17 protein-coding genes are annotated in these 21,872 nt (G+C 56.3%); 9 read left to right on the forward strand and 8 right to left on the reverse strand.

Going from position 1 to position 21,872, the window contains the following annotated elements:
* Positions 1-11: 11 nt before the first annotated feature.
* The gene (locus QT231_RS02995; RefSeq protein ID WP_308335440.1) at positions 12-2,768 is read right to left on the reverse strand and encodes an ATP-binding protein; all 2,757 of its coding nucleotides are present in this window, start codon (positions 2,766-2,768) and stop codon (positions 12-14) included.
* Between the two features lie 90 nt (positions 2,769-2,858).
* On the opposite strand from QT231_RS02995, the gene cysM reads away from it, so the two are divergent.
* The 8 genes from cysM (at position 2,859) to QT231_RS03035 (ending at position 13,154) form a co-directional block, all read left to right on the forward strand.
* The gene (gene cysM, locus QT231_RS03000) at positions 2,859-3,791 is read left to right on the forward strand and encodes a cysteine synthase CysM (protein ID WP_308335441.1); all 933 of its coding nucleotides are present in this window, start codon (positions 2,859-2,861) and stop codon (positions 3,789-3,791) included.
* Between the two features lie 2 nt (positions 3,792-3,793).
* Positions 3,794-5,191: a TRAM domain-containing protein gene (locus tag QT231_RS03005; RefSeq protein ID WP_308335442.1), complete on the forward strand. Its 1,398-nt coding sequence runs from the start codon at positions 3,794-3,796 to the stop codon at positions 5,189-5,191.
* A 73-nt stretch (positions 5,192-5,264) separates the two neighbouring features.
* Positions 5,265-7,541: a GTP diphosphokinase gene (gene relA, locus QT231_RS03010; RefSeq protein ID WP_308335443.1), complete on the forward strand. Its 2,277-nt coding sequence runs from the start codon at positions 5,265-5,267 to the stop codon at positions 7,539-7,541.
* Positions 7,541-8,410, forward strand: a complete 870-nt coding sequence (mazG, locus tag QT231_RS03015) for a nucleoside triphosphate pyrophosphohydrolase (protein WP_308335444.1) — start codon at positions 7,541-7,543, stop codon at positions 8,408-8,410. Before relA ends, mazG begins: the two co-directional genes overlap by 1 nt.
* A gap of 38 nt (positions 8,411-8,448) precedes the next feature.
* Positions 8,449-11,097: a phosphoenolpyruvate carboxylase gene (ppc, locus tag QT231_RS03020; RefSeq protein WP_308335445.1), complete on the forward strand. Its 2,649-nt coding sequence runs from the start codon at positions 8,449-8,451 to the stop codon at positions 11,095-11,097.
* 72 nt (positions 11,098-11,169) lie between these two features.
* Positions 11,170-11,715, forward strand: coding sequence for a DUF924 family protein (locus QT231_RS03025; RefSeq protein WP_308335446.1), 546 nt, complete (start codon positions 11,170-11,172; stop codon positions 11,713-11,715).
* A 36-nt stretch (positions 11,716-11,751) separates the two neighbouring features.
* On the forward strand, positions 11,752-12,852 hold the full coding sequence (gene rluF, locus QT231_RS03030) for a 23S rRNA pseudouridine(2604) synthase RluF (protein ID WP_308335447.1): 1,101 nt from the start codon (positions 11,752-11,754) through the stop codon (positions 12,850-12,852).
* A 26-nt stretch (positions 12,853-12,878) separates the two neighbouring features.
* On the forward strand, positions 12,879-13,154 hold the full coding sequence (locus tag QT231_RS03035) for a DUF1294 domain-containing protein (RefSeq protein ID WP_308335448.1): 276 nt from the start codon (positions 12,879-12,881) through the stop codon (positions 13,152-13,154).
* 30 nt (positions 13,155-13,184) lie between these two features.
* On the opposite strand, the gene QT231_RS03040 is transcribed toward QT231_RS03035, so the two are convergent.
* From QT231_RS03040 to QT231_RS03050, 3 genes are read right to left on the reverse strand one after another with little or no spacing between them, the layout of a single operon-like run.
* Complete coding sequence (locus QT231_RS03040; protein ID WP_308335449.1) at positions 13,185-13,865, reverse strand: aminodeoxychorismate/anthranilate synthase component II; 681 nt, start codon at positions 13,863-13,865, stop codon at positions 13,185-13,187.
* Positions 13,862-15,283 (reverse strand): anthranilate synthase component I family protein, encoded by a 1,422-nt coding sequence (locus QT231_RS03045; protein WP_308335450.1) that lies wholly within the window; start codon positions 15,281-15,283, stop codon positions 13,862-13,864. Before QT231_RS03045 ends, QT231_RS03040 begins: the two co-directional genes overlap by 4 nt.
* Positions 15,280-15,576 (reverse strand): Trp family transcriptional regulator, encoded by a 297-nt coding sequence (locus QT231_RS03050; RefSeq protein WP_308335451.1) that lies wholly within the window; start codon positions 15,574-15,576, stop codon positions 15,280-15,282. Before QT231_RS03050 ends, QT231_RS03045 begins: the two co-directional genes overlap by 4 nt.
* Positions 15,577-15,819: 243 nt before the next feature.
* On the opposite strand from QT231_RS03050, the gene QT231_RS03055 reads away from it, so the two are divergent.
* Positions 15,820-17,712, forward strand: a complete 1,893-nt coding sequence (locus QT231_RS03055) for a monovalent cation:proton antiporter-2 (CPA2) family protein (RefSeq protein WP_308335452.1) — start codon at positions 15,820-15,822, stop codon at positions 17,710-17,712.
* Here the strand turns inward: QT231_RS03055 and QT231_RS03060 are convergent.
* The 4 genes from QT231_RS03060 to QT231_RS03075 all read right to left on the reverse strand — a co-directional run bounded on the left by QT231_RS03060 (position 17,709) and on the right by QT231_RS03075 (position 21,869).
* Positions 17,709-18,272 (reverse strand): hypothetical protein, encoded by a 564-nt coding sequence (locus QT231_RS03060; RefSeq protein ID WP_308335453.1) that lies wholly within the window; start codon positions 18,270-18,272, stop codon positions 17,709-17,711. The genes QT231_RS03055 and QT231_RS03060 overlap by 4 nt on opposite strands.
* 79 nt (positions 18,273-18,351) lie before the next feature.
* Entirely contained in the window at positions 18,352-19,176 is an 825-nt protein-coding gene (locus tag QT231_RS03065; RefSeq protein ID WP_308335454.1) for a class I SAM-dependent methyltransferase, read from the reverse strand.
* 3 nt (positions 19,177-19,179) lie between these two features.
* Positions 19,180-20,883 carry an AMP-binding protein gene (locus QT231_RS03070; protein ID WP_308335455.1) on the reverse strand — a complete coding sequence of 568 codons (1,704 nt, stop codon included), beginning with the start codon at positions 20,881-20,883 and terminating at the stop codon, positions 19,180-19,182.
* An 80-nt stretch (positions 20,884-20,963) separates the two neighbouring features.
* Positions 20,964-21,869: a hydroxymethylglutaryl-CoA lyase gene (locus tag QT231_RS03075; RefSeq protein WP_308335456.1), complete on the reverse strand. Its 906-nt coding sequence runs from the start codon at positions 21,867-21,869 to the stop codon at positions 20,964-20,966.
* Positions 21,870-21,872: the final 3 nt, after the last annotated feature.

The following is a 21,872-nucleotide window of genomic DNA, read 5'->3' on the forward strand; positions in this document are numbered from 1 at the left end:
TTGAGTTTTGCTTAATGTCTAAGCAGTAGCGGACGCTGTGCACGTAGCCGTGCCATTGCCCGGTAGAGGTCTTCCAATAGCCCTTCAACATGGTCTAAGCCGCTGGTACGCAGTCGGGTTTCCAGGGTCTCTACCAGTAAGGCCAACTCAGGCGCACCGCAGTAACGGCTGGCGCCATTAAGTCCATGCACCCAGTCGAGCAGGGTGGGTAAGTTTCGTTGGCTATAAGCGCTGCGCATATGCTGTTCACTCTCATCCAAACTGTCGATCAGGCGTTTTAGCTGCTCCCGTGCCAAATACTCTTTACCCCCCGCCAGGCGTGCGCCAATCTCAAGATCAATAACGGGTAGGGTGGCGGGTGGAGTGTGACTAAAGCGCTGCGTATTGGCGGCGTTGCTCTCCCATTGGGGAGAGGCCGCCGTTGCGCTACCGGCCGTCAGCCGGTGGGTAACCCCCAGAAAACGATTGAGTAACTGATCCAACTGCGCCTCATCAATCGGTTTTATCAGCACGTCATCAAGGCCTTCAGCGAGCCACTGCTGGCGTTCGCTGCTCAGCACGTGGGCGGTGACGGCAATGATGGGACAGCGGGCCCAGGTGCTACTGATTCGGCGCAGCGCCTGGGTGGTCTGCACGCCATCCATCCCCGGCATACGAATATCCATTAACACCATGTCAACGTTACTGGTGCGTGCGAATTCTAGCGCCTGGTGACCGCTTTCTACCGTAATGACATGCAGGGTTGGGTCTTCAAGCATGTTTTTGAGCAACTCTCGGTTCGGCGCATTATCATCGACAATCAGTAGTTTGAGTGGCTGGGGTGCTGCTGGTAGTGCTAGTAACTCCTGGCCATTTTTATGTGCCATCAGTGCTGGTAACAGCAATTGCTTGAGCGACGCCACCAATTGAGCGCGGGAAAAGGGTTTGTAGAGGATCTCTCCGCCATGGGTTAAGTGCAGTGGCGGCAGATCAAAACTGTTGCCATTGGCTAAAATCAGTGCGGGGCAGGGAGTTTGGTCGATCACTGTTTGCCAATGAGCGTGCCACTCAGGGCTGAAGTCGCTATGTTCCAACCCTAATATCATCAATTCCGCTGGCTCAGAGGCATCAAAGGCGATTGGGTGCGCCTCCCAGCGTTGCAGTAAATGTTCGAGCACATGGCGGGTGGGTGCGTGTGTCTCATATAAACGAATGGTTGGGTTATCCAAGTTAACTTCTGGTGGCCGCTCGATAGCCTTATGAGCAAGCATGGGGAGCGTAAAGGAGAAAGTCGTGCCTTTACCCAGCTCGCTCTCCACCTCAATCTCTCCGCCCATGCGCTCAATTAATTGTCGGCAGATAGTAAGGCCAAGGCCACTGCCACCAAATTGCCGCGAATGGCTGGGTTCTGCTTGGGAAAAGGCGCTAAATAGCGCTTCCTTATGGGCGTCGCTTAGGCCAATCCCAGTGTCACTGACGCTGAGATTGAGTACCACATGCTGGCCTTCAAGGTTATCCAGCATGACGCGCACGATCACTTCGCCTTCATGGGTGAATTTGAGTGCATTACCAATTAGGTTATTCAATACCTGATGTATACGGAGCGGATCACCGGTCAGCGGTGTAGGTACATCGTCATACACCATGGCCACCAGGTGTAGCTGCTTGCGCTGGGCTTCTGGAGCATGCAGCCCGACTACTTCGTCAACCAGTGCAACAATATCGATATCCGTCTCTTCCAGAGTGAGACGGTTCGCTTCAAGCTTGGAAAAGTCGAGTACATCGTTAACCAGCATTAGCAGGTTGTCGCAAGCGCGGTGTACGTGCTGCAGCCACTCCTGCTGACGTGTATCCAGTGATGAACGCCCCAGTAACCGGCAGAAGCCAATAATGCCGTTCAGCGGTGTGCGGATCTCGTGGCTCATATTGGCTAAAAATTCAGACTTCACGGCGTTAGCGCGCAGCGCGCTGCGATGCGCTAAATCGAGCTTGATATTCTGCTCTTCGATGGTTTCCATTGACTCTTGCAGCTCGCTGGTGGCCTGCTCGATTTGCGTTTGCATATTCCGCTGGGCCTGCTGAAAGTGCTCTGCCAGGGCGTTAATATGACTACTCAGGTGGTGAAGTTCTGTGGCATTAGAGGGCGCCAAACCTAATCGGTAGTCACCGCGGGAGAGTCGATAAAGCGCTTGGTTAGCTTCTTCGATAGGGCGAGTAGCATAGCGGCTGATGGCAAAAGCGACTAAAAACAGCAGCAGGCCTAGCAACATGCCGCCTAGGCTGAGGCTGGCAATCAACTTATAGCGCACTAGGGTGAGCGCTCGCGTGTCCATTTCGATATCTAACCAGCCAACGCTACTGCCGCTTGCTGGGTCGGCTTGGCGCGTGCTGCTCTGGCTTGTACTGAACTGAGGAGCCGCTAGCGGGAAACGCAGTCGCCAAGCATCCTCTTCCATGATCAGTTGGTGACCAGAGGGGGCGTTGAGTAACGGCGGGTTGGCTTGACCCAGCTGTAAAATAACACTGCCTTGTTGATTAAATAGCGCAACCGCACGCAGTCCCTTCATATTGAGGAGCTGGCGCGCGAGGGTCTCCAGGCGCTGGGTATCAGCCTTTGCGACCGCATCGGCAAGGCTTGGAGCTACCAACTCGCCGGCGCTTTCCAAATGTGCTTGCTGTGCCGCGCGGGCTTGCGAATCACTCTGTATCACCAGCAGTACGGCCATCATGGCGTATACCAGGAGCGGAAAACCGAGTAAGGCGAATAGAAGACGGGTGTTCAAAGACATGAAAAGAACTCGTTGATTCAATGAGGTTGCCTGTCCAGCCCAAGGCAGCACCGATATAATGCAGCATAACGGTGACGATAAGGAATATTCATGAACGATCTTAAGGGCTATCTCAAGGACAATCCCCAGGGCTATCCCACGCTCGAAGATGTGGTTGGCAACACACCCCTAGTACGCCTGAAGCGCATTAGTGCTGGGCGTAACAACACCTTGTTGGCAAAACTCGAAGGCAATAACCCCGCCGGTTCGGTTAAAGACCGCCCCGCGCTCTCCATGATCAATGAAGCAGAAGCCCGGGGGGATATTTCCCCCGGCGATACGCTGATTGAAGCAACCTCAGGTAATACCGGTATCGCGCTCGCCATGGCGGCGGCGATTAAGGGCTACCAGATGGTGCTGGTAATGCCCGAAAACGCCTCGGAAGAGCGTAAGCAGGCGATGGCTGCTTTTGGGGCTAAATTAATCTCTGCCAGCAAGGCAGGGGGCATGGAAGAGGCGCGGGATATTGCCGATGGCATGATTGCTAGAGGCGAAGGCAAACCGCTTAACCAGTTCGCTAACCCGGATAACCCCTTGGCCCACTACCGCACCACCGGGCCCGAAGTGTGGCAACAAACCGGGGGCGAGGTGACCCACTTCGTCAGCTCCATGGGTACGACGGGTACCATTATGGGGGTCTCGCGCTATTTGAAAGAGCAAAATCCGGCTATCCAGATTGTCGGTCTACAGCCTGCCGATGGCGCCAGTATTCCCGGCATTCGCCGCTGGCCACAAGCGTACCTACCGGCTATTTTTGAGGCGCCGCGGGTGGATGTCACCCTGGATATTGGTCAGCAAGAGGCCGAGGAGCATATGCGGCGTCTGGCCCGTGAAGAGGGTATTCTGGCCGGGGTCTCATCAGGGGGCAGCCTGGCAGGGGCGCTCCGTATCGCTGAGCAAACCGAAAATGCGGTGATTGTGTTTATCGTCTGTGACCGTGGTGATCGCTATCTCTCCACTGGCCTATTTGCCCCAGGAGTATAACCATGGCCATGTTGGGAAAACGGCGGCCGGCCAGGCCCGCCTCAGGGCATTCTGGACTGGCGCGTTCGCCGGGCGGCAAGGCTCCGCACACTGCTGCAGAGGATGCGTCGCCGCTGGTCATTGAGCGTTTGGCCCATGATGGGCGTGGCGTTGCCCACGCTGCCAACGGGAAAACCGTGTTTGTCGATCGGGCGTTGCCCGGTGAGCAGGTGGACGTTGCGATTCATCTGACCCGCAAACGCTTTGACGAAGCGCATATCAAATCACTGCTGACCACTTCCGAGCTACGTGTCACGCCTCCTTGCCCACATTTTGGCCACTGCGGCGGCTGCGATTTACAGCACCTCAGTGTCGACGCCCAGCGCGACCATAAGCGTGAAGTGGTACGGGATCTATTTGCTCGCCAGGGTATAACGCTAAGCGAAATCGGCTCGATTCAAGGCAGCGACCAAGGCTACCGGCGCCGGGCACGCCTGGGAGTCAAAGTCGACAGCCAGGGCAATACACGGCTGGGCTTTCGTGCCGCCCATAGCCACCGCCTGGTGGATGTTGAGCGCTGCCCGGTGTTGGTTGATCCCTTACAGCGGCTGCTAACGCCGCTGCATGCCTTGCTGGGAACACTAGATGCGCCGCGTCATGTTGGGCACATCGAGTTAATGGCCACGGCGACTGAGCAGGTCGTATTAGTGCGTCAGCTAAAAGAGCACGCCGGGGATGCCGAACGTTGGCAAGCCTTTGCGCAGCAGCAAGGAGTGGCGCTGGGCACTTGGTTGGGGCGTGAAACGCCTACGCTGCACTGGCATGGTGCGCCGCCAGCGCTTGAAGAGTCGCTAACCGTGGAAGGTCAAACAGCGCTTAGCTTAAGCTTTGCGCCGGGGGATTTTTTACAGGTCAATGCTCAGGTGAACCAACAGATGGTCGCCCAGGTCATTCAGTGGTTAGTGCCGAAGTCGGGACAAAAGCTACTCGATCTTTTTGCCGGTATCGGGAATTTTAGCTTACCCATAGCGGCGGCGGGCGCTGAGGTGCATGCGGTAGAGGGTAACCCTGCCATGGTGGCGCGCATAGCCATTAATGCCAAGCGTAACCAACTAATGGTTAGCGGTCAGCAGGCTGATTTGAACAGCGCTGCCAGCGTGAATGAGCTATTAACTGAGCATGGCGGTAGCGACGCGCTGGTGCTCGACCCGCCGCGTAGCGGCGCTGAAGTCATTTGTCAGGCGTTGGCGCGTCACCCGGTGCCCAGGGTGGTCTATATTTCCTGTGATCCGGCGACGCTTGCCCGAGATGCGGCACATCTTGTGCATGCGGGTTACCGGGTCAAGCAAGTAGCAGTGGCGGATATGTTCCTTCACACTGCGCATATGGAAACGCTGATGCTGTTCGAGTACGGGGACTAGACGTTTCCCCATCGCATCAAGCCACGGTGGCGGTCGTGTAGAGGCCGTCTCCCTGAAAGGATGAGTAATAGTCATGGTGAAAGTGCGTGAAGACCAGCCGCTAACCGCGAGTGGAAGGGTGGACATTCAGCAATGGTTGACGCGCCTGCAAGAGGACGTGCGCTTACCAGAGCCTGAACGTTTAGTCGACGCCTGTGAACTCGCCGAGACGTTGGAGCTTGAGGCCCCGCGCACCCACCGCGTGTGGCTATCGCCAGGCTCTAGCTTTCGCATGGGTCTGGAAATGGCCGATATTCTTGGTGAATTAAAATTAGATCAGGCGACACTTGAGGCCGCCGTTCTCTACCGCTCGGTGCGGGAAGGGCTGCTGAGCCTCGAGTCGGTATCAAAGCGCTTTGGCCAAGAAGTGGCCAGCCTGATTGATGGTGTGCTGCAAATGGCCGCAATCAGCTACCCGCTGGCACCTGACCATGGCATGGGCCAACATAATCAGCAGGAAAACCTGCGCAAAATGCTGGTCAACATGGTCAGCGATGTACGCGTGGCGCTAATAAAAATTGCCGAACGCACCTGTGCGCTGCGCCAAGTAAAAGATGCGCCATTGGAGAAATGCCTACAGGTGGCTCGGGAAGTTGCCGATATTTACGCGCCGCTGGCCCACCGGCTGGGCGTTGGGCAACTTAAGTGGGAGCTGGAAGATCTCTCGTTTCGTTACTTACATGAAGATGACTATAAGGCGATTGCCAAACTGCTGGCGGAGAAGCGCCTCGACCGTGACCGCTATATTCACGATGTGATCGAAACCATCAAAGGCTTGATGGAAGCGCAGCACATCCATCGATACGACGTGGATGGTCGGGCCAAACATATCTACTCGATCTGGCGCAAAATGAAGCGTAAGCGGATCGACTTCTCGCAGGTGCACGACATTCGCGCGGTGCGCATTCTGGTGCCAGAAGTTGCCGACTGCTACACCGTGCTGGGGATTATCCACTCGCGTTGGCACCACGTGCCCAACGAGTTTGACGACTACATCGCCAACCCCAAAAAGAACGGCTATCAGTCGCTGCATACCGCCGTGATGGGGCCCGAGAACAAGGTGCTCGAAATCCAGATTCGCACCTTCGCCATGCACGATGAGGCGGAGCTGGGCGTCTGTGCCCACTGGCGCTACAAAGGCCACGATACCAACGCCAAAAGCCGTAGCTACGAAGAGAAAATCGCCTGGTTGCGTCAGGTGCTGGAGTGGCAGGACGAAGTGGGTGGCTTTGGTGATCTGCGCGAAGGGCTCTCCAGCGATGTGGCGCCTGATCGTATCTATGTCTTTACCCCCGACGGCCACGTCATCGATTTGCCACGGATTGCCACACCGATCGACTTCGCCTACCGGGTGCATACCGAAATTGGTCACCGCTGCCGGGGCGCCAAGATTAATGGGCGCATCGTGCCGCTGACCTATAAGCTTAAAACCGGTCAGCAGATAGAAATTCTTACCGCGACAAAAGGCGGGCCGAGCCGCGACTGGTTAAACCCCAGTCTGGGCTATGTACGCACCTCACGGGCACGGGCCAAAATCCAGGCGTGGTTCAAACATCAGGCGCGGGATCAAAACCTGGACGAGGGGCGCGTGCTGTTTGACCGTGAGATGCGCCGCCTGGACGTCGAGGGGCTCGACCTGCCCAAACTGGCCAAGGCCGTCAACTACCAAAATGCCGACGATATGTACGCCGCTATCGGTGCGGGGGATCTGCGTATTGGTCAGGTGCTGCATCAGGCTCAGCAGCTGTTTGGTGAAACTGACGACCAGGAGCAGCTCGACCGACTGCTTGCCAAGCCTAAGCGCCAGTCCAGCAAAGCCACCAAAAGCGATATCACGGTGCTCGGTGTTGGCAACCTTAAAACCAGTATGGCCAACTGCTGCCGCCCGGTGCCCGGCGAACCGATTATCGGTTTTATTACCCAGGGGCGTGGTGTCACCGTCCACCGCCAGGACTGCAGCAATATTCTGCAATTGCGCCTGGACGAACCCCAGCGCATTATCGAAGTCGAGTGGGGCGAACGCGCCCAGACCCGCTATCCGGTCACCATCGAGATTCAGGCCTGGGATCGCTCCGGCTTATTGCGGGATGTCACAGGCCTGCTGGGCAATGAAAAAGTTAACGTGCTGGCGGTAAATACCTTGACTGATACCGACGAGGGCATCGCCCGCCTGCGTATTACCCTGGAAGTCGATGGCCTTGAATCCCTGGGGCGGCTGTTTTCGCGTATTCAGCAGTTGCCTAACGTTACCGAAGTGCGTCGTTTGCGTAATGCCGACCCAGAGCAACAAGTGCGTAAGGGAGGAGCATAATGCGCCATGGTATGGATGACCTGCTGACATTGATGCAGGTACTGCGTGACGCCGAACAGGGCTGCCCCTGGGATCTCCAACAGGATTGGGACAGCATTGTGCCCCACACTCTGGAAGAGGCCTATGAAGTGGCCGATGCCATTGAGCGACGCGCCTTTGATGAGCTACCCGGAGAACTGGGGGATCTGCTCTTTCAGGTGGTTTATTACGCCCAGTTTGGGGTGGAGGAGCAGCGCTTCGACTTTGCCGATATCGTCGATACGCTGACCGCCAAGATGCTGCGTCGCCATCCCCACGTGTTTCCGGATGGCACCCTGGCCTCGCGTCGTCCACCAGGGGTGAGCGCCGAAGAAGTGCAAACCCAGCAGGTCAACAGCCGCTGGGAGTCATTGAAAGCCGAAGAACGTGAGAAAAGGAAGCGGGCTGAAAGAACCGTTGAGGCGCCCTCTGTGCTCGACGATGTTCCGCGCACGCTGCCCGCGCTTAGCCGTGCTGCCAAGCTGTCGAAACGCGCAGCGCGGGTAGGCTTTGATTGGCCCGATGCACGCGGCGTGATTGACAAAATTCGTGAAGAGTTGGCCGAAGTGGAAGAAGCGCTCGCCGCCGGTGATCAACAGCACGCCCAGGAAGAAGTCGGTGATCTGCTATTTGCCGTCACCAATCTTGCCCGCACGCTGAATGCTGACCCGGAGCAGTGCCTGCGCGCGACCAATGCCAAGTTTGAGCGCCGCTTTCGCTATGTAGAGAGTGAGCTAAACGCTGCCCAGCGGCCCATAGCTGAGGCTTCCCTCGACGAGATGGAAGCCCACTGGCAGGCGGCTAAAGCACAAGAAACCCAAGCAGAAGAAAAACAACCTACCCCTTCCTGATTTAATAATGATGCGACCCCTGCAAGGAGGCCATGCCAATGAGTTACGACCTACACGAATCCCTGCGCGATAACGTGCGTATTCTGGGCGATAGCCTGGGGCGCACCATTGCCGATGATTTAGGCCAGGCATTTGTCGATAAGATTGAAACCATTCGCGCCCACGCCAAGCGCGGGCGCCAGGGCGACTCGCTGCAGCAGCGCGAATTAATTGAGTACCTGCGTGAGCTGCCCGAACGGGATCTACTGCCGGTCACCCGGGCGTTTAACCAGTTTTTAAACCTCGCCAACATTGCCGAGCAGCACTACCGGGCGCGCTTTCGCCGGGTTGAGGACTATAAGCCCGGCTCCCAGCCGGTGCTGGGTGAGCTGCTTGAGCGTGCTCAACAGGCGGGCAGCTCGCCGCGTCAATTGGTCGAGACCCTCGCCAATATGCGCGTTGAACTGGTGCTTACCGCGCACCCCACGGAAGTTATCCGGCGCACTCTGATTCAAAAATATGACGCCATCGATGAGTGTCTAACCGCTATTGAGAGCTCCGATGACTACCCAGAGCGAGGCGCACGCGCCCAGGGCCGCCTGGAAGAACTCATTAGCCAGGCGTGGCACACCGACGAGATTCGCCACGAGCGGCCTACGCCGGTGGACGAGGCCAAGTGGGGCTTTGCAGTCATTGAAAACTCGCTGTGGCAGGCGGTACCGGACTTCCATCGGGATTTGGATAATTTGCTGCTGGAAACCGCCGGTGAGCGCCTGCCGTTGGATGCCGCACCGATCCGCTACGCCTCCTGGATGGGCGGCGACCGCGATGGCAATCCCAACGTAACGGCGAAAGTGACCCGCGAGGTACTACTGCTAGGTCGCTGGATGGCCGCTGATCTTTATCTACGTGATCTTGAACAGCTTAAAACAGAGCTCTCCATGTGGAAGGCGAATAGCGCGCTCAAAGCTGAGGCGGGCGATGTGGCTGAGCCTTACCGCGAAGTGCTGAAGCGGTTGCTTGCCAAGATGGAATCAACCCGGGATTGGGCCAAAGCAGAGTTGGAGGGGCACAACTACAGCGGTGGGCCAATTATCGAAACCCGCGACCAGCTCTACTCACCGCTGCTCGCCTGCTACCGCTCGCTATGCGATGTTGGCCTAGACACCATCGCCAACGGCGCGCTGCTGGATACCCTGCGTCGGGTAGCCGTTTTTGGCGTTACGCTGACCAAGCTTGATCTACGCCAAGAAGCCAGCCGGCATGCCCAGGTCATTGAGGAGCTGACCAGCGCCCTGGGTCTGGGTCATTACCAGGAGTGGGACGAAGCCAAACGCCAGGAGTTTCTGCTCGCCGAGCTGGCCTCACGTCGCCCGCTGATTCCGCGCCGCTGGGAGTGCTCTGCGGAATCTCGAGAGGTGCTGGATACCTTCAAAGTCATCGCTCAGGAGCACTCCGAAGCGCTGGGGACTTATATTATTTCCATGGCCGCTGAGCCCTCGGACGTGCTCACCGTCGCGCTGCTCATGAAAGAGGTTGGCGGACAGGTAACGCTACCTATTGCGCCGCTGTTTGAAACCCTTAACGACCTTAATCACGCCGGCGATGTGGTGGATCAACTGCTTTCAATACCTGGCTATCGTTCGCTGATTGATGACCGCCAGGAAATAATGATCGGTTATTCCGATTCGGCCAAAGATGCTGGTCAGTTGGCCGCTGCCTGGGCGCAGTACCGTGCCCAGGAGTCGTTGGTGAATGTGTGTAACCGACATGGCGTTGATTTAACCCTGTTCCACGGCCGCGGTGGCACCGTTGGCCGTGGTGGCGGCCCAGCCCACGCGGCGATTCTCTCCCAGCCCCCAGGCTCGGTGAATGGCAGCCTGCGGGTAACCGAGCAGGGCGAGATGATTCGCTTTAAGTTTGGTCAGCCGGATATTGCCCTACGCTCCATGGAGATCTACGCCTGCGCGGTGTTGGAAGCCACGCTATTGCCACCGCGTGCTCCAGAACCCCACTGGCGTGAAGAGATGGATCAGCTCGCCCAGGTAGCGCATGCCGCCTATGTAGGCGTAGTAAGGGAAGACCCGGACTTTGTGCCTTATTTCCGGGCGGTCACCCCAGAAGGTGCTCTGGGCAGGCTGCCACTAGGCTCCCGCCCCACTAAGCGGCGTCAGGATGGAGGGGTCGAAACCCTACGCGCTATTCCGTGGATTTTCGCCTGGACGCAGATTCGTTTAATGCTACCCGCGTGGCTGGGTAGCGGCGAAGCCTTCTCGCGGCGTTTGGAGCAGCCCGGCGGGCGCGATGTGCTGCAAGAGATGCGCAACGAGTGGCCCTTCTTCGGCACCTACCTGGACATGCTTGAGATGCTGCTGGCCAAAGCCGACGTAGCGATTGCCGCCTACTACGAGCACCGCTTAGTCGACGAGCCCTCGCTGAAGGCGCTGGGTAAACAGCTGCGTGAACGTTTTGGGCGCTTGGAGGATGCAGTGCTGGATATCTTGCAGCAGGAGAAACTGCTGGAGAATACGCCGCTGATTCGTCAGGCGATCGATGTGCGTAACCCCTATATCGACCCGCTCCATGGCCTTCAGGCGGAGCTGCTGCAGCGTAACCGTGATGCCGATGGGGCGATTAGCGCGGATCTTTCCCGTGCACTCATGGTCACCATGGCGGGGATTGCTGCTGGTCTACGTAACACGGGCTAAGTAATACGGGCTAGGTAACTCGGGCCAGGCAACACCAGCTAGTTTCTTAATTACGCTAAGAAGGAGGCGTCAATGCCCTCAGATGCTCAAGCGGTACTCGATTTTTGGTTTGAGGAGTTGACGCCTGCTCAGTGGTTTAAAAAAGACCTTGAGATGGATCGGTTGATCGCGGAGCGGTTTGGCGCCATGCATGCCCAAGCCGCGCAGTGCGAGTGTTACCCATGGCGGCAAACAGCCGAAGGGCGGCTCGCTGAGATCATTGTACTGGATCAGTTCTCGCGCAATATCTACCGCGATGACGCGCGCGCTTTTGCCACCGATGCCTTAGCGCTGGCGCTCGCCCAAGAGGCCGTGGCCGCTGGAGCAGACGCTCCGCTTTCCAGCGAGCAACGAGTTTTCCTCTACATGCCCTATATGCATAGCGAATCCGCGGCCATTCATGAGCTGGCGATGCAGCTATTTGACCAGCCGGGGTTGGAGAACAATCTCGACTTTGAAGTCCGCCACAAAGCGATTATTGATCGCTTTGGGCGTTACCCGCACCGCAATGCATTGCTGGGGCGGGCCTCTAGCGATGAAGAGCTGAACTTTCTAAAGCAGCCCGGCTCGTCTTTTTAAGCGTTTCTTTATTCTCTTTTAGCCATATGGCGTTATATGTCGTTGCGAAAATCTACCCGAATCAATAAGTACATTAGCGAAAGTGGCATGTGCTCGCGCCGCGAGGCCGACCGCTTTGTGGAGCAGGGCAATGTGTGGATTAATGGCCGCCGCGCGACCACGGGTGATCAGGTGGTGGCGGGGGATTTGGTTAAGGTTAACGGACAAGAGATCGAGCCTCAGGAGGAGGAGGATCTCGTTCTTATCGCGCTGAACAAACCGGTGGGCATTGTCAGTACCACCGAGTCCAGCGAGAAGGATAATATCGTTGAGTTTGTAAAACACGGCACGCGAATATTCCCCATTGGACGGCTCGATAAAGACTCCCAGGGGCTGATCTTTTTAACCAACAACGGTGATTTGGTTAATAAGATTCTGCGCGCCAATAACAACCACGAAAAAGAGTATCAGGTGACGGTGAACAAGCCGATTACCGACGAGTTTATCGATGGCATGCAGAGCGGCGTGCCGATACTCGGCAAGGTGACCAAGCGCTGTAAGGTGCAAAAAGAGTCCACCTTTGTATTCACCATTACCTTGGTGCAGGGGCTCAATCGCCAGATTCGTCGCATGTGCGAATACTTCGGCTATGAAGTTACCCAGCTTATTCGCACACGCATTATGAATGTATCGCTCAAAGGCTTAGCCCTGGGCGACTGGCGTGATCTTACGCCTAAAGAGATCGATACCATTATCGAGCTCACCGAACGTTCAGAGGCTGCCCCAGAGAAGAAAAGCAGAGCTAAGCTGGAAAGGCCCAACTACAGTTCAGACGCAGGAAAGGCAAAGTCGCCCGCTGCGAAAGGGCTGGCAAAAAAAGGGCGTCAGAAACCGGCTAAAGCTGGCGCGAAGAGTGCTGGCGCCAAAGCCGCTGGGGCTAAAGCACTGCCCAAAGGTAAAAAAGCTGCCAGCGGAAAAGTCAGCACCGGCCCGAAAGGCAGTGCCGGCAAACCTCACCCCAAGGGCAAAGCGCCCGGCAAGCCCGGTGTTAAAAGTAAAACTAGTACTAAAAGCAAGCTTGGCGCTAAGGGTAAGCCAGTGGGTAAAGGCCGCGGTAAACCAGCGGTTGGCGGTAAACCTTCTCAGCGGCGCAAATAGCGCCTGATCACTCAAGAGTCTTCACTGTGATCCCAATTGTTGCTTTTTACGCTGTGGTCAGCATTCTTGCCTATATTATTTACGCCATCGACAAAAAGGCGGCGATTAAAAATCGCCGCCGGGTAAGCGAGAAGTCTCTACATCTGCTTGGCGTGTTGGGCGGCTGGCCGGGCGCGCTACTGGCCCAGCAGCGGCTGCGGCATAAAACCCGCAAAACCGCTTTTCAGATGACTTTCTGGCTGACGGTTATCCTAAATCTGGCTTGTGCAGGGTGGCTAATGGTTTCATTGAGTCTCATTTAACCACCCGTTTAGCCACCCTATGCTTGGTGCCTACGCTGTGGCTTGATCCTTGGGCGCAAAAAGAAAGTTGGCAATCAGCTCCTTGCCGCCTTCGGTGGCGAAAGATTCTGGATGAAACTGGATGCCATGAATCGGGTACTCCCGGTGTTTAACGCCCATCAGCTCAAACTCACCGACGGCCTGCCAGCGGCTGCGTTGCTCGAAATTATTAGCTTCCAGGGCACCTACGGTGGCGGTTACTTCCAGGCACTCGGGCAGGGTGGTCGCATCGGCAATCAGCGAGTGGTAGCGCATCACTTCAAGCTGGTCGGGTACGCCGTTAAACACCGATGCGTTATTGTGGTTGATTGGACTGATCTTGCCGTGCATGGGCAGCGGTGCTTTAACCACCTTGCCGCCAAATACGTGCACAATGCCCTGCATGCCCAGGCACACTCCTAGCAGCGGGGTGGTCTTGCCCAATTTCTCAATCACTTCAGCGCATACACCAAAGTAGCGCGGGTCGTCTGGCGAGCCGGGGCCGGGGGAGATAATAATTCGATCTGGGGCCATGGCTTCGATGGCGTTGAAATCGATTTGATTATTGCGCTTAACGAGTATCTCGAAATTGGCCAGCCCGCCGCGATTCTTCTCCGTGGTCAAAATCTCACCTATAAACTGGTAGAGGTTATAGGTAAAGGAGTCGTAGTTGTCGATGATCAGCACCTTCATGCGGGGCTCTCCGTTTCCGTGCTCATAAAGGGGGTCAAGGCCTTGCGGGTGCCGGCAAATTTGCGGCGGATCTCTTCGTATTCATCTTCAGCGTTGCTGTCATACACGTTGCCGCCGCAGGTTTGCACGTAAGCGCGTTCGCCGTTGACGAATACCGTACGAATGGGAATTGCAAAGGTGCAGTCGCCGTTAAACGAGAACTGACCCACCGCGCCACCGTAGGGTCCGCGCCCATCGGTTTCCAGGTCGTCGATAATCTTCATCGCCTCAATCTTAGGGGCGCCGGTGAGTGTACCTGCGGGGAAGTTGCTGGCCAGCGCGCTGAACATGTCCTGGCCTTCGGCGATAATACCGACGATTTCGCTGGAGATATGCTGCACGTGGCTAAAGCGCTTGATATCCATCAGGCTGCGCACTTTCACCGTGCCAAACTGCGCCACCCGGCCAATATCGTTGCGATGTAGATCCACAATCATATTGTGCTCGGCGATCTCTTTGGGGTCATTAAGCAGCGCACGGGCGAGCTGGGTGTCCTCTTGAGGCGTTTGGCCGCGTAGGGTAGTGCCTGCCAGGGGGAAGGTTTCCATCTCCCCTTGGCGCAGCCGGAACAGCAGCTCGGGGCTGGCGCCGATCAGCTTCTGCTCGCCAAATTTGACGTAGTACATCTGCGGCGAGGGGTTAATGGTGCGTAGCTGATCGTAGAGCGCCAAGGTATCGCCTTTAATGCTAAAGCGCTTTTTAAAGCCGACCTCACACTGGAATACTTTGCCGTCAATAATATCCTGCTTCACCTTGGCCACCGCCTCAGCATGCTCTGCCTGGCTCATGGTGTCGCCGAGTGCCGTGATATGCAGCGGGCCTGCTGGCTCATCGTCTGCATTAATCAGCGTCTGTAGAAATTCATAGCGGCTGTTGTCGTAGTAAAAGTAGGTGACTTCACCGGTCATCTTGTCGAGGATCAGACCATCTTTGTAGAGCCCAAAGCGAAACGTATCGAAATCATCGCTGGCCTTGAGTGTTAGTGATGGCTCGAAGTACTGCATAGCATCGTAGCCAAGATAACCGCTTAGCCCACCGGCGTACTTGCGGGAAATAATATTCTGCGGGATCAGACTGCGCAGCAGCTCGTAGGGGTTATCGCTGGGGTAGTGGTTGGCACTGCCTTCGCGGTCTTCGATGGTCAGCGTATGGCCGTTGGCGTAAAGCGTGTACTCGGGATCAAAGCCAATGATCGAGTGGCGCGCCATATGGCTATCTTCGCCCAGGGATTCCAGCATGTAGCAGGTATCAAAGCGGCGTTCGATTTTTTGAAATAACGCAAAGAAGTCGCAGTCCGCCGCCAAAGTCACATAGTGAGGTTTACGTGGCAGCGTGAAAGGCTGCGGGCCTGGTGAGGCATGCGTTTTGGCAGTGGTCATGATGCATCATTCCGTGAAGAAGGTGGCGAAGAGAGTGACGATGTTGAGGCTGGTAACGTTGCTAAGGCGCGGGAGCCCCGTGAAACCGTAGCGATACCCACGCCCAGGGTTTCGGCAATTTTGCGGTGTGGCACGCCTTCACGCAGCAGTCTAAAAATCTGTAGGCGTTTACTGATTTCTTGGTACTCTGCAGGCGTTAGCAGGCTAGCCAGCGCTGCGTCCATTGCTTCGGGTGAATCGATGGCGAGCAAGTGACGAATGAGTTCAGCCTGATAGTGTTCGTTTGCGGGCATGGTCAAGGCCGGTTAATAAGTTCGTACTAGTGTACTAGTACGTTACCTGATTGCTTAGGGAAGTCAAGTAGAGCTTGGCAATTAACAGGTGCCGGGGCAGGTTGAAGCGAGGGTCTTTCGCCCAGGGAAGGCGAAAGGAGCTCCCAGGGAGGGGTTAACGGCGCCCTCGCGGAAACCTGCCCTCGGCGCTGAGACGTGCAGGTCACCAATTGCGATAGACCTGTGGCAATTTAAGGAGCCCCGATGACCAGTTATTTTATTCAAGCCTTTATTTACCTTGTCGCCGCGGTGATCGCGGTACCGCTTGCCAAGCGCTTTGGCCTGGGTTCAGTGCTAGGGTATTTGGTAGCCGGGGTAGTCATTGGCCCGATTCTGGGGCTGGTGGGTCAGGAGACCACCACTATCCAGCACTTTGCCGAGTTTGGTGTGGTCATGATGCTGTTTCTGGTGGGCATGGAGCTTGATCCCAAGGGGCTCTGGGCCATGCGGGTTAGGCTAATTGGGCTGGGCGGGCTTCAGGTCGTGCTAACCGCAGCGGCAGGTACCGCTATCGCTTGGTGGTTGGGGCTTGTTTGGCAAACGGCCCTGGCGACGGGGTTAATCTTTGCACTCTCTTCCACGGCGATTGTGCTGCAAACGCTCAATGAAAAGGGGCTGGCCAAAACCGAGGGTGGGCGCAGCGCTTTCTCGGTGCTGCTGTTTCAGGATATTGCGGTAATACCCATGTTGGCGCTGATCCCGCTTTTAGCGCTACCTGAATTGATGGGGGCGGGCGGAGAGGGCGGCCACGCCAGCTTAAGCCTGGTTGCGCATTTGCCCGGCTGGGCGCACGCCATGGTGGTCGTGGCTGCTATCGCGAGTGTGATTGCCGGGGGCTACTACTTAATGCCGCTGCTGTTTCGCTATGTGATTGGCTCTGGCCTGCGTGAAGTGTTTACCGCTACTGCGCTGATGCTGGTGGTTGGCATCGCCGCACTGATGAGTGTGGTCAACCTATCCCCCGCTCTGGGGGCCTTTCTGGCCGGAGTGGTGCTGGCCAACAGCGAGTTTAAACACGAACTGGAAGCCAATATTGAGCCCTTCAAAGGCCTGCTGCTGGGGCTGTTCTTTATTACTGTAGGGGCGGGCATCAACTTCTCGGTGCTGGCGGCAGAGTGGGGCACGGTACTCTCGTTAGGTGTGGCGGTTATCGTTGTCAAAGGGGCGATTCTGCTGGGCTTGGCACTGTTGTTCCGGGTGCATGGTAGCAACGGTTGGCTGTTTACGTTAAGCCTTGCCCAAGCCGGTGAATTCGGCTTTGTGCTGCTCACCTATAGTGTCCAAAACAATGTAATTCCTAGCGAAATTGCCCAGGTGCTTTCACTGGTTGTGGCGCTGTCGATGTTCTTAACGCCACTACTGTTTATTGCTTACGACCGCTTAGTGTTACCGCGTTACCAAACAGCCAAAAACGATGATCGGGAGGCTGATACCATTGAAGAGCAGGCACCGGTTATCGTTGCGGGGGTAGGTCGGTTTGGACAAATTATTTGCCGTTTGCTGCGCGCTAATAATATTCCCATTGTGGCTTTGGATCATGAGATCGAGCAGATCGAGAATCTGCGCAAAATCAACATCAAAAGCTACTTTGGTGACGCCAGCCGCTCAGACTTGCTCGAAACTGCAGGGATTGAGCACGCCCGTTTGTTGGTCATCGCCCTAGATGATCGCGAACGCGCCGTGCAGATGGTCAAGCATGTAAAGCACGCCTATCCGCATGTTTGGGTATTGGCCCGCGCCTTTGACCGCGGCCACGGCTATCAGCTTCGCGATGCAGGGGCCGACGATGTCATCAGCGAAACCTATCATTCAGCGCTGGAGTTAGGCGGTCACGCCTTGACTGCCATGGGCGTGCACCCCATGCGTGCCAAGCAAATGACCTGGGCCTTTGTGCAGAACGAAGATGCACACGAGGATGAACTGTTTAACGCCTGGAAAGAGATCGAAGAGGGCATCAGCTTTAGCCCCCGCTACGGCGAGCTATTTATGAAGCTGGAAGAGTCGCTGAATAGTGCCATGCAGCAGGACTGGCCAGAGCCCCAACGGGAGGATGTGCCGATCTGGACACCGCCAGACCAACATCGAGATACCGTTTAAAATGGCAGGTGCAAAGAAGCGCTTAACATATTGAGGTGGCTGAGGGTGGGGGCGTCGATGCGCTCATACTCCAGGCGACTGACGAGGCGGTTAATCGTCACCGTGGCGCCGAAGCCCTGCAGCAGGGCAGAGCCGCTTTCGTCTGCATTTTCCAGGTTGCTGTCACCACGCCATTCAGTAATGCCGGACTTCGCATAGACGCTGAAAGCGCCCATGCGAACACCGGCAACAATGGCGCCACCCAAACTCAGCGTATCCATAATCAGCGGATTAATACTGGAGGAAGTGGCGATTTCTTCACTTTCCCGGTAGGCAATTTCGGCGCCGATATCGAGTTGGGGGAGCCGCCAGGGACTGAAGCCTGCGGTTACGCGAAAACCGCTGGTATAGTTATCAAGGCTTTGCAGGTCGCTACCTTCCAAGATAACGCCGTTTTCCAGCTGCATAAGTTCGCTATTGGGAGCGGTATACGCCATCACCGGCGGGGCGTCGTCGGCGTAGCTGCTAAACCAGGGAACAGAGCAGCAGAGCAGGGTGCTTGCCAAGCGTTTGATTGGCATTTCTCGTACACCTATCGTTTCATACCCAAATATTGCCGAATACCCACGGGTAGGGAGGAAAAAGCTATTGCCATTCAGATTAGCAACTGGCTTGGATTTCCACCACTTTAATTGCGCCCTGAGCTAGGTTATCGACTAAGTTTTTACCCATTGTCAGAAAGCGTTCGCCAAATACCCACTGGGGCGACAGCACCGCTTGCCGTGGCATCTGCTCTTTTTGCCGTTGGCGCTGGCGCCACGCCAGGGCCATTTCACTCCAGTCGTCTATGTGTTCAAGCTGAAAGTCATCGTTTTCCAGCAGTCGAGTCAACTCAACCAGGCTTAGTAAATGGGAGTGCGCAGAAGAAGCTGCCCAAGGTACCGGGTAGCGAAGATGTGCCACATTGGGGCCGCTGACCACCTCATGCATCACTAGCTGCCCACCAGGGCGCAGAACTCGACGGCTTTCTGAGATTACCCTGGCAGCGTTAGGCATTTTCAGCAGGCTATGCTGAAAGAGCACAGCATCAAAGCTGCTATCGACAAACGGCAGGGCGCTCGCGTCACCGGTTACCCAGGCAAGGGGTAGCGCATCAGGCTGCTTTACCCGCGAACTCAGCGCCCTGTTCAGTGCACTGAAACCATGGGTAATGTCCAGCCCGGTCATTTGAAAGCCTAGCGCGGCACCCTGGCGCATCAAACCGCCCAGGCCCGCACCGATATCAAGCACTTTGCCGTGGGTGTCAGGGTTGAGCCGTTTAAGCAGTCGAGCGGAAGCCGCCACGCCGCCAATATGCAATTGATCCAAGGGGGCCAGTTGATGCAGCGTAGGGCCAGCGGGGTAGTGGGCATCTATTTGCGCCAATACCTCATCAGCGCGCAGGGCGCGCTGATAGTGATCCGCTAAAAGGTGGGAGTCCATCATCGCTTACGAATCTTGATCCAAGCCCAGCTCTTGGATGGAAATTTCCCGCATCTTGAATTTCTGAATTTTGCCGGTGACGGTCATTGGGAATTCGTCAACGAACTTGAAGTAGCGCGGTATTTTGAAGTGAGTGATCTTGCCCTTGCAGTACTCGCGCAGCTCCTCGCCGCTCACCTCACCCGCAGTGCTGTTGAGTTTTACCCAGGCAATCAGTTCTTCGCCGTACTTCTTGTCGGGAACGCCGGTGACCTGCACTTCGGAGATCGCCGGGTGGGCGTATAAGAACTCCTCGATCTCTTTGGGATAGACGTTCTCGCCGCCGCGAATCACCATATCTTTTATGCGACCGACGATCTGGATGTAGCCCTCTTCATCCATGGTGGCCAGGTCGCCGGTGTGCATCCAGCCCGCTTCGTCGATGGCCTCGGCGGTGGCTTTATCATTGTTCCAGTACTTCAGCATCACGCTGTAGCCACGGGTACATAGCTCGCCGATCTCACCCCTAGGCAGAATGCCGCCGTTGCCGGGGTCGACGATTTTGTTTTCCAGGTGGGGCTGCGTGCGGCCTACGGTGGAAACGCGCTTATCAATACTGTCATTGGCGCCGGTCTGGGTAGATACCGGGCTGGTTTCGGTCATGCCGTAGGCGATCTGTACGCCCTTCATGTTCATCTTGTTGATCACCTGCTTCATGATCTCCGCGGGGCAGATGGAGCCTGCCATGATGCCGGTGCGCAGTGATGAGAGGTCGGTGCTAGGGAAGTCTGGGTGATCCAGCTCAGCGATAAACATGGTCGGCACCCCGTATAGCGCGGTGGCTTTTTGCTCATGAACCGCCTTTAGCACTTTGCCGGGGTCAAAACCTTCATCCGGGTAGATCATGGTAGCGCCGTGGGTCACGCAGCCTAAGTTGCCCATGACCATGCCAAAGCAGTGGTAAAGCGGCACCGGGATCACCAGGCGATCTTTGCTGGTAAAGCCCATACTCTCCGCCACGAAAAAGCCGTTGTTGAGAATATTGTGGTGGGAGAGTGTGGCGCCTTTGGGAAAGCCGGTGGTGCCTGAGGTGTACTGAATATTAATGGCGTCATCAAACTGCAGCGTCGCCTGCAGGTCGTCCACATCGGTTTGACTAACTTTGTTAGCTTCTTCCATCAGGTCAGACCAGCGCCACATGCCACTGAGTTTTTCACTACTTAAATTAATAATGCACTCAAGATCAGGCAGCTTTTGCGACTTCAGTTCACCTTCAGCGCAACTACTAAGTTCTGGAGCCAGCTCATATAGCATGGCGCTGTAGTCAGAGCTTTTGAAACTATTGGCGGTGACCAGAAAACGAGCGCCGGATTGATTCAGCGCGTACTCCAATTCATGGGTACGGTAAGAAGGATTAATATTGACCAGAATGGCGCCAATTTTGGCGGTAGCAAACTGGGTGAGTGTCCATTCGCTGCAGTTGGGTGCCCAAATGGCCACTCGGTCGCCTTTGTTGACACCGATAGCGAGCAAGGCGCGGGCACAGCGGTTGACCTCTTCCTGGAGTTGGCGATAGCTCCAGTGAATGTTCTGGTGCACAACGATCAGCGCATCGTTATCAGCATACTGGGACGCGATCTGGTCGAATTTATCGCCAATGGTCATACCTAGCAGTGGCTTGTCCGCCATGCTGCTGGAGTAGCTGGGTTGGGTAAGAGCAGATGATGCCATGTTAAGACTCTCCGATATTTTTCTTGTCCGAGCGGGAAGGCAGAGGGTAGTTAGCTGCTTTTATTGTTCTATTTCGAATTTTAATGGCTAGGGCCTTTTGCCAGGGCGACTTTGGCGCTCGGCTTGCGGCCTAGTTCGCCGGTGATCCAAAAGCCAGTATCAATTACCGCCTGTAGGTCGATGCCCGTTTCAATGCCTAGCCCTTCAAGCAGATAGAGCACGTCTTCGGTGGCTACGTTGCCGGAGGCGCCCTTGGCGTAGGGGCAGCCGCCGAGACCTGCTGTAGCAGCGTCAATCACGCTGACGCCCTCTTCCATTACCGCGTACAGGTTGGCCAGCGCCATGCCGTAGGTGTCGTGGAAGTGAGCGGCCAGGAACTCTATAGGCACCTGCTGCTGAACGGCTTCAATCATGCGCTTGGCGGCCAGTGGTGTCCCTACGCCGATGGTGTCGCCCAGTGATACCTCGTAGCAGCCCATCTCATAAAGCGCCTTGGCCACCTCGGCCACTTTGCTGGGATCGATATCGCCTTCATAGGGGCAGCCCAATACACAGGAGACGTAGCCACGCACGCGCACACCCGCATCCCGGGCACGATCGAGTACTGGCTCGAAACGGGTCAGTGACTCAGCAATGGAGCAGTTGATGTTTTTTTGTGAAAAAGCTTCAGACGCCGCACCAAATACCGCCACCTCTTCCACGCCAACCGTAAGGGCGTTTTCCAGCCCTTTCAGGTTGGGCGTCAGCGCAGAGTAGACCACGCCGGGCTGACGCTGGATGCCCGCCATCACTTCGACGGCGTCACCCATTTGCGGTACCCACTTGGGTGACACGAAACTGGCGGCTTCAATATGCGCGATACCCGCTTTGGCAAGCCGTTCGATCAGGGCAATTTTAGTCGCGGTCGGCACGATGGCCCCTGGCTCGTTTTGCAGGCCGTCACGGGGGGCCATCTCGAACAGCTTAACGGAGGTAGGCAGTGGCATAGG

It is taken from the genome of Halomonas sp. SpR1, from assembly GCF_031010175.1.
In the GTDB taxonomy this organism is placed as follows: Bacteria; Pseudomonadota; Gammaproteobacteria; order Pseudomonadales; family Halomonadaceae; genus Vreelandella.

What these genes read in the sequence shown, in the direction of transcription:
- QT231_RS02995 (WP_308335440.1), bottom strand. Translation starts at nt 2,768, where the DNA reads ATGTCTTTGAACACCCGTCTTCTATTCGCCTTACTCGGTTTTCCGCTC.
- cysM (WP_308335441.1), top strand. Translation starts at nt 2,859, where the DNA reads ATGAACGATCTTAAGGGCTATCTCAAGGACAATCCCCAGGGCTATCCC.
- QT231_RS03005 (WP_308335442.1), top strand. Translation starts at nt 3,794, where the DNA reads ATGGCCATGTTGGGAAAACGGCGGCCGGCCAGGCCCGCCTCAGGGCAT.
- relA (WP_308335443.1), top strand. Translation starts at nt 5,265, where the DNA reads ATGGTGAAAGTGCGTGAAGACCAGCCGCTAACCGCGAGTGGAAGGGTG.
- mazG (WP_308335444.1), top strand. Translation starts at nt 7,541, where the DNA reads ATGCGCCATGGTATGGATGACCTGCTGACATTGATGCAGGTACTGCGT.
- ppc (WP_308335445.1), top strand. Translation starts at nt 8,449, where the DNA reads ATGAGTTACGACCTACACGAATCCCTGCGCGATAACGTGCGTATTCTG.
- QT231_RS03025 (WP_308335446.1), top strand. Translation starts at nt 11,170, where the DNA reads ATGCCCTCAGATGCTCAAGCGGTACTCGATTTTTGGTTTGAGGAGTTG.
- rluF (WP_308335447.1), top strand. Translation starts at nt 11,752, where the DNA reads ATGTCGTTGCGAAAATCTACCCGAATCAATAAGTACATTAGCGAAAGT.
- QT231_RS03040 (WP_308335449.1), bottom strand. Translation starts at nt 13,865, where the DNA reads ATGAAGGTGCTGATCATCGACAACTACGACTCCTTTACCTATAACCTC.
- QT231_RS03045 (WP_308335450.1), bottom strand. Translation starts at nt 15,283, where the DNA reads ATGACCACTGCCAAAACGCATGCCTCACCAGGCCCGCAGCCTTTCACG.
- QT231_RS03050 (WP_308335451.1), bottom strand. Translation starts at nt 15,576, where the DNA reads ATGCCCGCAAACGAACACTATCAGGCTGAACTCATTCGTCACTTGCTC.
- QT231_RS03055 (WP_308335452.1), top strand. Translation starts at nt 15,820, where the DNA reads ATGACCAGTTATTTTATTCAAGCCTTTATTTACCTTGTCGCCGCGGTG.
- QT231_RS03060 (WP_308335453.1), bottom strand. Translation starts at nt 18,272, where the DNA reads ATGCCAATCAAACGCTTGGCAAGCACCCTGCTCTGCTGCTCTGTTCCC.
- QT231_RS03065 (WP_308335454.1), bottom strand. Translation starts at nt 19,176, where the DNA reads ATGATGGACTCCCACCTTTTAGCGGATCACTATCAGCGCGCCCTGCGC.
- QT231_RS03070 (WP_308335455.1), bottom strand. Translation starts at nt 20,883, where the DNA reads ATGGCATCATCTGCTCTTACCCAACCCAGCTACTCCAGCAGCATGGCG.
- QT231_RS03075 (WP_308335456.1), bottom strand. Translation starts at nt 21,869, where the DNA reads ATGCCACTGCCTACCTCCGTTAAGCTGTTCGAGATGGCCCCCCGTGAC.